This window comes from Streptomyces sp. ASQP_92 (assembly GCF_025399895.1).
Lineage (GTDB): Bacteria > Actinomycetota > Actinomycetes > Streptomycetales > Streptomycetaceae > Streptomyces.
Genome location: NZ_JAODUA010000011.1, coordinates 249538 through 259714 on the forward strand (window position 1 = coordinate 249538; position 10177 = coordinate 259714).

Sequence of the window (10177 nt, forward strand, 5' to 3'; positions counted from 1 at the left end):
CCCCAGACCCCGGGCACCTCGCCCACCCACCCGCCCGTAAGCGCAGGGTCGGATGGTCCCGGGACCCCTGGGGCTCCGCCCCAGACCCCGTTCGCGCCTGAACGGCGCTCGTCCTCAAACGCCGGACAGGCTGAGGTTGCCCGTGCGGGCCCGCACCGATCCTGCCAGGGGCGCGGGGAACTGCGCGAGAAGCGACCACGATCTGCGGACGCCCTGGGGTTTGGGGGCGCGAGGAACTGCGCGAATAGCGACCACGCCCCGCAGACCGAAGGGCTTCAGGGGCGCGGGGAACTGCGCGACCAGCCACGCACGGCCCGCGGACGAAAGCAGGTTTCAGGGGCGCGGGGAACTGCGCAAAAGCGACCACGGCCCGCGGACCGAAGGGCTTCAGGGGCGCGGGGAACTGCGCAAGGCGTGGCCCCGGTGGGGGCTGGGGGCGCCGGGAGGGCCCCCGCGCCCCCAACGCGCGTCAGGTCAGCCGGACCGGCAGGTCGAAGAGGTCGTTCTGGGTGACTATCGGCTTGTTGCGGAGCGCATCCGCCGGGACCGCCAGCGACAGGGACGGGAAGCGGGCGTACAGCGCGGGAAGGGCGACCCCCGCCTCCAGGCGGGACAGCGCCGCCCCGGGGCACACGTGCGGACCGTGGCCGAAGGAGATGTGCCGCGGCGTACGCGTCACATCGAACTCCCCCGCCGACGGCCCGTGCTGCGCCTCGTCACGGCCGATCGCGCCGAAGGAGACGATGAGCGCCTCGCCCGCCGGAAGCACCCGGTCCCCCACCGGCACGTCCTCCGTCGCGAAGCGGAACAGGACGTGCGAGGTGGGCGTCGACCAGCGCAGGGTCTCCTCGATCACGTTCTCCCACGGCACCGCACCGTCGAGCACCAGCTTGCGCTGCTCGGGGTGGGTCTCCAGGGCCACCACCGCGTTCACGATGAGGCTGATCGTGGTCTCGTGCCCGGCGGCGATCATCAGCTGGAGGGTGTTGGTGATCTCCTCCGTGGTGAGGTGATCGCCGTCCTCGGACGCGGCGAGCAGCGCGCTCGTCAGGTCGTCGCCGGGCTCGCGCCGCTTGGACTCGACGATCCGCCCGAACAGCTCACCCAGGTCCGCCATCATCCGCGGCACCTCCTCCGGCGGCGTCTGGGTGGAGAAGAACTTCTCGAACAGGGCCTTCAGACGCGGGTGGTCGGCCGCGTCCACGCCCATCAGCTCGCTGACCACGCTCATGGGCAGGGGATAGGCGAACTCGGCCTTCAGATCCACCACTTCACCCGCCGGCAGCGCGGCGAGGCGGTCCAGCATCGACTCCGTCAGGGCCTCGATGCCCGCCCGCAGCCGCTCCACCCGGCGCACGGTGAGCGCCTGCGCGACCAGGGTGCGAAGACGGCGGTGCTCCTCGCCGTCGACGGTCAGCATCGAGCGGCCCGGGTTGGCGAGACCGATCAGCGGCCAGTCCAGCGGGATCTCGCCGCGCCGCCAGGCGCCCCACACGTCGATGTCCTTGACCAGGCGCGGGTCCGTGAGGAGCTGACGTGCCTCCGCGTGGTGCGTCACCGAGTAGCAGGCCACCCCGCCCGGCAGCACCACGCGCGCCAGCGGGCCGGCCGCGCGCAGCGCCGCGCTCTCGGCGTCGAGGTCGGCCACGAACGGGTCGAGGGTGATGGCACCGCCGTGGTCCACGGGGCACTGCGCCGGTCTGCCGGCCGGGCTGCTGGTCTGGCTGCTCATCTGGCTGCTCCAAGGGCGGGAGTGGGAGTGAAGGTCACGGGAAGCTCGGACAGACCGCGCAGCCACGGAGAGGGCCGGCGGGTCAACTGCCCGGCGGACGCGGCGAGATCGACATCGGGCAGCCGGTCGAGCAGCACCTCGATCCCGGTGCGCGCGATGACCTCGGCGACCTCCTGGGCGGGGAAGGGACAGCGGTGCTCGCCGTGCCCGAAGGAGAAGAAGGCGCTGTTGCCGCCGGTCAGCGAGGCCACGTCGGTACGTATCTGCGGATCGGCGTTGGCCGCGGCCAGACCCAGCAGGAGCAGGTCGCCCGCCCGGATGTGCCGGCCGCCCAGATGGGTGTCGCGGGAGGCCCAGCGGCCCGCCACGTTCTGGGTGGGGGTGTCCTCCCACAGCACCTCGTTCATCGCCTCGCCGACGCTGTGCCGGCCACCCGCGAGCGACGCCGCGAACCGGTCGTCGGTGAGCATCAGACGCAGCGAGTTGCCGATCCAGTCCGCGGTGGGCTGGTGGCCCGCGGCCATCATCACCATCAGGTCCTGGCCGACCTCCTCGACGGTGAAGCCGTACGGATTGGCGAGCATCCGGGACGCCACGTCCTCACCGGGCTCGACCTGCTTGGCGGTGAGCAGCGCGTACATCGACTCGGCGAGATGGCGCTGGCCCTCCAGGGCGCCCTCCCGGCCGTTGATCATGTCGTTCATGGCGCTGACCAGGCCGGGGCCCTGCTCGTCGGCGAATCCGTACAGCCGGGCCAGGACGCGTACCGGCAGGAGCATCGCGTACTGGCCGACGATGTCGGCGCTGCCCGCGCCGCACAGCGCGTCGATCAGCTCGTCCGCGAACCGCTCGGCGTGGCTGCGCAGTTCGAACGGGTCGACCGCCTCCAGGGCCTCGGAGACCATCGCCGCGCGCTCGCGGTGCCGCTCGCCGACGGTGTAGAGGATCGACGGCTGCTTGCGGCCGATCATCGGAAGGAGCGGCCAGTCGGCGGGGACGCGGTCCCACTGGTTCCACAGGTCGGAGTCGCGCGAGAACAGCGCCGGATCACTGGTGACCTGGTGCAGTTCGCGGTAGCCCAGCACCAGCCAGGCCGGTATGTCGCCGTCCAGGACGACGGGCGCCACGGCACCGTGGTCGCGCCGCATGTCGCGGTACAGCTCGTTCGGCTCGGTCTGGAACCGGGGGCCGCTCAGCGGGACGGGGGCGGGGATCGGGCACGTCACGGTATGAGCTCCGGTGCTTGTCGCAGGCGTGCGAGATGTTCCACGAGGGCGATCAGGACGGTCTTGCTGGACGCACGGGAGCGGGCGTCGCAGCGCAGCAGCGGCACCTCCGCCGGCAGATCGAGCGCCTCGCGGACCTGCGCCTCGGTGTGCGGGGGCCCGCCGAAGTCGTTGCAGGCCACGACGAAGGGCGTGCCGTGGTGCTCCAGGCGGTCGATGGCGTACCAGGAGTCGGCAAGACGCCGGGTGTCGACGAGGACGACCGCGCCGAGCGTGCCCGCGAACAGCCGGTCCCACAGGAACCAGAACCGCTCCTGGCCGGGCGCCCCGAACAGGTACAGGACGTTGCGCGCGTCCAGGGTGATGCGGCCGAAGTCGAAGGCGACGGTGGTGGCCGTCTTCGTGCGGACGCCGTCGAGGTCGTCCACCGCCTCGCCCGCCTTGGTCATGGTCTCCTCGGTGTTCAGCGGACGTATCTCGCTGACCGAGCGCACCATGGTCGTCTTTCCGACGCCGAAACCACCGACGACGACGATTTTCAGGCCGTTGTCCGCGGTCCCCGCGAGGGCGGGCCGTTCAGAGATTTCGGAGGCCAACGAGCACCTGCTCCAGGATGTCGGAATCGGGAAGGCGATGGGCCGAGCGCGGGTGGCGGGCGCTGATGCGGCCGGTGTCGTGCAGGTCGGCGAGGAGGATGCGGACCACCGTGACGGGCAGCGCTAGCTCGGCGGCGATCTCCACGACCGCGGTCGGGAAGCGGCACATCCGCAGGATCGCGACGTGCTCGGACTGCATGCCGGGCGTCGGTTCCGACTCCGTGACCACCAGCGTGACCAGGTCGAAGGCGTCCGATCCGGAGCGGCTGCGGCCGCCGGTGAGGGTGTAGAGCCGGTCCGGCGAGTCGTCCCGGCCCGGCCTGCTCATGCCCGCGGCTCGGCGCTGAGGTATTCGCCGAGCTGCTCCACCAGCTCGGACATGTTGTGGCCCACCAGACCCGCGTCCGCGTCCTCGGCCGCGACCACCGCGAGGTGGGCGCCCTCGCCGGCCTCGACGATGAACAGGATCCCGCCGTAGAACTCGGCCATCGCGGAGCGCACCCCGCCACTGCCGTCCCCGAACTCCATGGACGCCCCGTGCGACAGGCTCTGGATGCCCGCGGCGATCGCGGCCAACTGGTCGGCCTGGTCGACGGAGAGCTCCGGCGTACGGCACAGCTTGAGGCCGTCGCGGGACAGCACGAGGGCGTGGCGGGCCCCCGGGGTGCGCTGGAGCAGGTTCTCCAGGAGCCAGTTGAGCTTCTCGTCGGTGGTGGTGCCGGTCATTCTGGGGTGCCTTCCGGGGTGGAGGAATTCGCGCGTACGGCCTGGCGGAAGCTGCTGAAGCGGGCGGCCGCGCCGGATGCGGCGCCCGGGGCGCGGACCCGCGCCGCCGGGGCGTCGGGGCCCTCGGGGTGGGCGGCGGCAAGGGCCCGACCGCGCTTGCGCTTGGGCAGTCCGCTCTCGCCGAACTGCGGGAATTCGCCACTGGTTTCGGCGACGGGCTCGGCGGCCGTCTCGTGGGCGGCCTCCGGTTCGGTGCCTGGTTCGGTGCCGGACGCGGTGCCGGGCCTGGTGCCGGGCCTGGTCATCGGCTCGGCGCCGGGCCCGGTCGTCGGCCGGTCGCCGGGCCCGGTCTTCGGGGCGGTGTCCTCTGCGTCCTCCGCGTCCTCTGCGCGTGCCGCGGGCCGCGCGGTCTTCAGGTCCTGCGCCAGGTCCTGCGGCAGGTCGAGGGCGGGCGCGGCCGGGTCCACGGCGCTCGCCGGGGTGACATGGGTGATGAGCTCGTGCGGGAGCAGCATCAGCGCGCCGGTGCCGCCGCGGGCGGAGGGCCGGAACGACACCATCAGGCCGTGCTTGCGGGCCAGACGGCCGACGACCGCGAGGCCGAGCCGGGTGCCGGAGAGCCCGGCGAGGTCCGAGGAGCGCCCGGACACGGCCTGCTCGGCGCGGCGCTGCTGCACCTCGCTCATCACCAGACCGCTGTCCTCGACCGTGATGATGACCCCGGCGGGCACTTCCTCCACATACACATGGACCTCGGCGGTCGGCGGCGAGAAGTTCGCCGCGTTGTCGAGGAGTTCGGCCAGGGCGTGCATGACGCCCTCGGCGGCGTGTCCGGCGACGGCCGCGTCACTGGTCGAGTGGAGCCGCACCCGCTGGTAGCCGCCGATGCGTCCCATGGCGCCGCGCAGAATGGACTCCATGACGATGGGCCTGGCCCAGCGGCGGCCCGAACGCGCCCCGGTCAGCACGGCGATGGAGTCCGCGAGGCGGCCCGCCTGCGCGGTGCGGTGGTCGAGGTGGAGCAGATCGCCCAGCACCTCCTCGTCGGCGTGCCGGTGCTCCATCTCGCGCAGGTCGGCGAGCATGCCGGTGGCGAGCGCCTGCATCCGGCCGGCCGCGTTGGCGGTCGCCGCGAGCGCCGCCGCACGGGCCGACTCGGCGCGGCGCAGCTCCGCGGCATGGGCGGCGATCAGCGCTTTGCGCTCGGCGGCGTGGGCCGCGTCGAGGCGTACCGCGTCGGCGCTGCGCCGGGCGGCGTTGGCCTCCTGCGCGTTGATCTGCGCGGTGAGGGCGGTGAGCCGGGCGCGCAGGACGCGATTGCGCAGCGCCGTGTGAGTCATGGCGTACGCGCCGGCGCTCAGCAGCACCGCCGCGGTGCCGAGGCTCCAGCCGAGTACGGCGCGGGTGCCGGGCGCGGCCGAGGCCACCGCCACCGTGCAGAACGCGCCGGTGACCACCGCGGTGATCAACAGGGCCAGAGCGGAGGGGCGAATGGGGGAGGGCGACGCCGTCATCGATCAATGCCTTAGAGCGCTTATGGCGGGCGAAGGGAGGGTCGTGCGCAGGGGTGGAAGGGCGTGTTCCTGTTCACCGGGAACGAGGGGCAACTATAGGAGAGTTGGTGATCGAATTGGATAGTTGTTGGTGAACATTCCCGCACATTGGGACCGTTGACGCATCACATTCAGGTCATCCCCGCTGTTTCAGGACACGCGCCGAAGGGCGCCGCGCCGAGCCCCCGCCCCGCCGGGACCGGGGCATCCTGGGCCCATGGCAGATGGTGCGCGGGACCCGGCAGCGGGACGGGAGCGGGAGAGTGGGCGGGCAGGGGAGAGCGAGCGGGTGCGGGAGTTGGCGCACGCGCTGGCCCAAGTGGTGCGGGGCAGCGTCGATCTCGGGGTCACCGCCCGCGCCCTGACGACGATGGACGCCTCCAACTACCGGCGGGTGCCGCTGGGGGTGGTCGCCCCGCGCGACGCCGACGACGTGGCGGCGGTCCTCGCCGTCTGCCGGACGTACGGGGTACCGGTGGTGCCGCGCGGCGGAGGCACCTCGATCGCGGGCCAGGCCACCGGCACCGGGATCGTGCTCGACTTCACCCGCTTCATGCGCTCGCTGGTGTCGGTGGACGCGGAGGCGCGAACAGCCGTGGTGCAGCCGGGAGTTGTGCTCGATGTCCTGCGGGACGCGGTCGCCCCGCATAGTCTGACCTTCGGGCCCGACCCCTCCACGCACAGCCGCTGCACGCTCGGCGGGATGATCGGCAACAACGCCTGCGGGGCGCACTCGGTGGCCTGGGGGACGACGGCGGACAACATCCGCGATCTGACAGTCGTCAGCGCGCGGGGCGAGCGTCACCATCTGTCACAGGGATGGCAGAACTCGACATCGCCTGTTGGTCTACGCGATTTCGTCATCCGTCATCTGTCAGCGCTGCGCACCGGTTACCCCCAGGACCTACCGCGCCGCATCTCCGGCTACGCCATGGACGCCCTGCTCCCCGAGCGCGGCGCCGATCAGGCACGGGCGTTCTGCGGCAGCGAGGGCACGCTGGGGGTGGTCACCGAGGCGACCGTACGCCTGGTGGAGTCGCCGCCCGCCCGCGCCCTGGCCGTCCTCGGCTACGCCGACGAGAGCGAGGCCGCCGAGGCCGCACCGGGCCTGCTCCCGTACGGCCCGCTGACCGTCGAGGGCATGGCCGCCGATCTCGTGCGGGTACGGGGGGCGGGAGCGGCCGGCCTGCCGCGCGGCGGGGCCTGGCTGTTCGTCGAGGCGGGCGGGGCGACAGAGACCGAAGCGCGGGCGAAGGCAGCCGAGTTGGCGCGGGCGGGTGGCGCCCTCGACGCCCGCGTGGTGAGCGAGCGGGCCGCCCTGCGCGCGCTGTGGCGGATCCGCGAGGACGCGGCGGGCACCGCGACCCGGATGCCCGACGGCACCGAGGCCTGGCCCGGCTGGGAGGACTGCGCGGTGCCGCCCGCTCGGCTCGGCGCCTATCTGCGGGAGTTCCGCTCCCTCCTGGCCTCCCACAACCTGCGCGGCACCCCGTACGGACACTTCGGCGACGGCTGCATCCACGTCCGCATCGACTTCGATCTGCTCACCCCCGCAGGCGTCGGGCGGTTCCGGTCGTTCTCCGAAGACCTCGCGGACCTGGTGGTCGCGCACGGCGGCTCGCTCAGCGGGGAACACGGCGACGGACAGGCCCGCGCGGAACTGCTTCCGAAGATGTACGGGCCCGAACTGGTGGACCTGTTCGGAGAGTTCAAGGACCTGTGGGACCCCGACGGGCTGCTCAATCCGGGCATCCTGGCCCGCCCGGCCCGGCTCGACGAGAACCTGCGCTTCGAGGTGCTGCCGAAGGGGCCGGTGGACGTGGCGTTCGGCTACCCGCACGACGGCGGCGACTTCTCGGCGGCCGTACGCCGATGCGTGGGCGTGGCGAAATGCCGTACGGCTGACGCGAGTTCGTCATCTGTCATGTGTCCGTCCTTCCGTGTCACCGGAGAGGAGGAGCACTCCACGCGGGGCCGGGCGCGGCTGCTGCACGAGATGCTGGCGGGCGAGGTGGTCACGGACGGATGGCGTTCGCGCGAGGTGCGGGACGCGCTCGATCTGTGCCTGTCCTGCAAGGGCTGTCGCAGCGACTGTCCGGTCGGCGTGGACATGGCCACGTACAAGGCGGAATTCCTGCACCACCACTACCGGGGGCGCCGCCGACCCGCTTCCCACTACACCCTGGGCCGGCTCCCCGAGTGGCTGCGACCGGCCGCACCGCTGGCCCGCCCCCTGAACGCGGCGGCCCGGCTGCGCCCCCTCGCCTCCCTCGCCAAGCGGCTCGCGGGCCTCGCCCCTGAGCGTGCCATTCCTCCGCTGGCGCCGAGGACGTTTCTGCGCGGGGCGGGTGGAGTGCGCGGGGTGCGGGGGCCGGACGGGGCGACGGTGATTCTGTGGCCGGACACGTTCACCAACCACCTTTCGCCGCAGGTGGGTTGGGCCGCACTGAGGGTGCTGGCGGATGCGGGTATGGAGGTGGGGCTGCCGGCCGGTCGGGTCTGTTGCGGCCTCACCTATGTGTCCACCGGACAGTTGGACCGCGCGAAGATGGTGCTGCGCCACACCCTGGACGTGATGGAGCCTGCTCTGGCCGAGGCGGACCGTCCCGTGGTCGTACTCGAACCGAGCTGCGCGGCCACTCTGCGCACGGATCTGCCGGAGCTGCTGCCGGACGACCCGCGCGCGGCGCGCCTCGCCGCCTCGGTCCGTACCTTCGCCGAGGCCCTGGAGGAGTGCGCACCGGACTGGACCCCGCCGCGCCTGGACCGTCCCGTGGTCGGACAGACCCACTGCCACCAGCACGCGGTCCTCGGTGACACGGCCGATCGCCGGCTGCGCGAGAAGGCGGGCCTGACGGGCGAGCTCAGTGGCGGGTGCTGCGGCCTCGCCGGGAACTTCGGCTTCGAGCGCGGCCACTGGGAGGTGTCGCTGGCCTGCGCGGAGGAGCAGTTGCTCCCGGCGGTACGGGCCGCCGCACCCGGCACGGAGGTCCTGGCCGACGGTTACTCCTGCCGTACGCAGCTGGCGCAACTGGCGGGCCACCGGGCCAGGCACCTGGCGGAGGTGCTGGCGGAGGGCCTGGGCCCTGGGCGGTGAGGGGTGAGGGGGTTCATCGCCGCTTACATTGGAGGGAGTGTTCGGAACGCGCCCTTCCGCTCGGCGCCTGCGCTCGGCACCTCCGCCGGCGCAGGAAAGTGCCTTGCGGAGAGGGAGTGCGGTGCAGAATACTGAATCCGCAAGTCCAATGTAGTGAACAGTTCGCGGGTCGAGGTCTTTCGGGACACTGACCCGCGACGGGCCGATTGAGGTGAGCGCCGGTGAATCCGGTCAAGGGTGCGGGCACGGCGGAGCCGGTCGCGGCGGCCGCCGTCGCCGTACCGGAGGCCGCCGGCGCGCTGGGCGGCCCGGGCCGCGGCGGACGCCGAGCGGCTCTGGGTCCGGTGGTGCTGGTGGTGTCGGCCGGCATGTCGGTGCAGTTCGGGGCCGCCGTGGCCGTGACGCTGATGCCGACGGCGGGGGCGGCCGGAGTCGTCACGCTGCGCCTCGTCGCGGCCGCGATCGTGCTCATGCTGATCTGCCGGCCGAAGCTGCGGGGGCACTCGCGGGCGGACTGGGGAACGGTGGTCGCGTTCGGGGTGGCGATGGCCGGCATGAACGGGCTGTTCTACCAGGCCGTCGACCGCATCCCGCTCGGCGTCGCCGTCACCCTGGAGGTGCTGGGCCCGCTGGCGCTGTCGGTGTTCGCCTCCCGTCGCCTCGTCAACGCGCTGTGGGCCGCGCTGGCCCTCGCGGGAGTCGCCCTGCTCGGCGGAGGCGGCTTCGGCCGCATCGACCTGGTAGGGGTGGCCTACGCGCTGGGTGCGGGAGCGTGCTGGGCGGTGTACATCCTGTTCAGCGCGCGTACGGGGCGAAGGTTCCCCCAGGCCGACGGGCTGGCCCTCGCGATGGCGGTGGCGGCGGTCCTCTTCCTGCCGATCGGCATCGCGCAGGCGGGCGCCACGCTGGTGGTCCCCTCCACGATGGCGCTGGGCGCGGCCGTGGCGGTGCTGTCCTCGGTGCTGCCCTACACCCTGGAACTCCTGGCCCTGCGCCGCCTGCCCGCGTCCACGTTCGCGATCCTGATGAGCCTGGAGCCGGCGATCGCGGCGACGGCGGGGTTCCTCATCCTGGGCCAGGCGCTGTCCTGGTTCCAGGCGCTGGCGATCGGGCTGGTGATCGGGGCGAGTATGGGGGCGGTGCGGACTCAGGTTGGGGGGCTCGGGTAGGTCTTGGGGGGTGGGCGGGGTGGCTCCCTGGGCGGAGGGGGTTCCCTTCGGGGGGTGGGGGGGGGTGGGGGGTTGGGG

At 72.8% G+C, this 10177-nt stretch carries 8 protein-coding genes; 2 read left to right on the forward strand and 6 right to left on the reverse strand.

Annotated features, from left to right (window positions below):
- Nucleotides 1–469 precede the first annotated feature (469 nt).
- The 6 genes from N4G70_RS23415 to N4G70_RS23440 are packed head-to-tail and all read right to left on the reverse strand — an operon-like array spanning nucleotide 470 to nucleotide 5794.
- Entirely contained in the window at nucleotides 470–1732 is a 1263-nt protein-coding gene (locus N4G70_RS23415; RefSeq protein WP_261714654.1) for a cytochrome P450, read from the reverse strand.
- Nucleotides 1729–2958 carry a cytochrome P450 gene (locus N4G70_RS23420; protein WP_261714655.1) on the reverse strand — a complete coding sequence of 410 codons (1230 nt, stop codon included), beginning with the start codon at nucleotides 2956–2958 and terminating at the stop codon, nucleotides 1729–1731. Before N4G70_RS23420 ends, N4G70_RS23415 begins: the two co-directional genes overlap by 4 nt.
- Entirely contained in the window at nucleotides 2955–3554 is a 600-nt protein-coding gene (locus N4G70_RS23425; RefSeq protein ID WP_261714656.1) for an ATP/GTP-binding protein, read from the reverse strand. The genes N4G70_RS23420 and N4G70_RS23425 overlap by 4 nt, the downstream gene beginning before the upstream one ends.
- A complete protein-coding gene (locus tag N4G70_RS23430) occupies nucleotides 3535–3882 on the reverse strand; it encodes a DUF742 domain-containing protein (protein WP_261714657.1) in 348 nt (115 codons plus the stop codon). Before N4G70_RS23430 ends, N4G70_RS23425 begins: the two co-directional genes overlap by 20 nt.
- Nucleotides 3879–4280 carry a roadblock/LC7 domain-containing protein gene (locus tag N4G70_RS23435; protein ID WP_100573913.1) on the reverse strand — a complete coding sequence of 134 codons (402 nt, stop codon included), beginning with the start codon at nucleotides 4278–4280 and terminating at the stop codon, nucleotides 3879–3881. The genes N4G70_RS23430 and N4G70_RS23435 overlap by 4 nt, the downstream gene beginning before the upstream one ends.
- Entirely contained in the window at nucleotides 4277–5794 is a 1518-nt protein-coding gene (locus N4G70_RS23440; protein ID WP_261714658.1) for a sensor histidine kinase KdpD, read from the reverse strand. The genes N4G70_RS23435 and N4G70_RS23440 overlap by 4 nt, the downstream gene beginning before the upstream one ends.
- A 256-nt stretch (nucleotides 5795–6050) precedes the next feature.
- On the opposite strand from N4G70_RS23440, the gene N4G70_RS23445 reads away from it, so the two are divergent.
- Together N4G70_RS23445 and N4G70_RS23450 are read left to right on the forward strand one after the other, a co-directional pair.
- On the forward strand, nucleotides 6051–8930 hold the full coding sequence (locus N4G70_RS23445) for an FAD-binding and (Fe-S)-binding domain-containing protein (RefSeq protein WP_261714659.1): 2880 nt from the start codon (nucleotides 6051–6053) through the stop codon (nucleotides 8928–8930).
- 221 nt (nucleotides 8931–9151) lie between these two features.
- Nucleotides 9152–10099, forward strand: coding sequence for a DMT family transporter (locus N4G70_RS23450; protein ID WP_261714660.1), 948 nt, complete (start codon nucleotides 9152–9154; stop codon nucleotides 10097–10099).
- Nucleotides 10100–10177 lie beyond the last annotated feature (78 nt).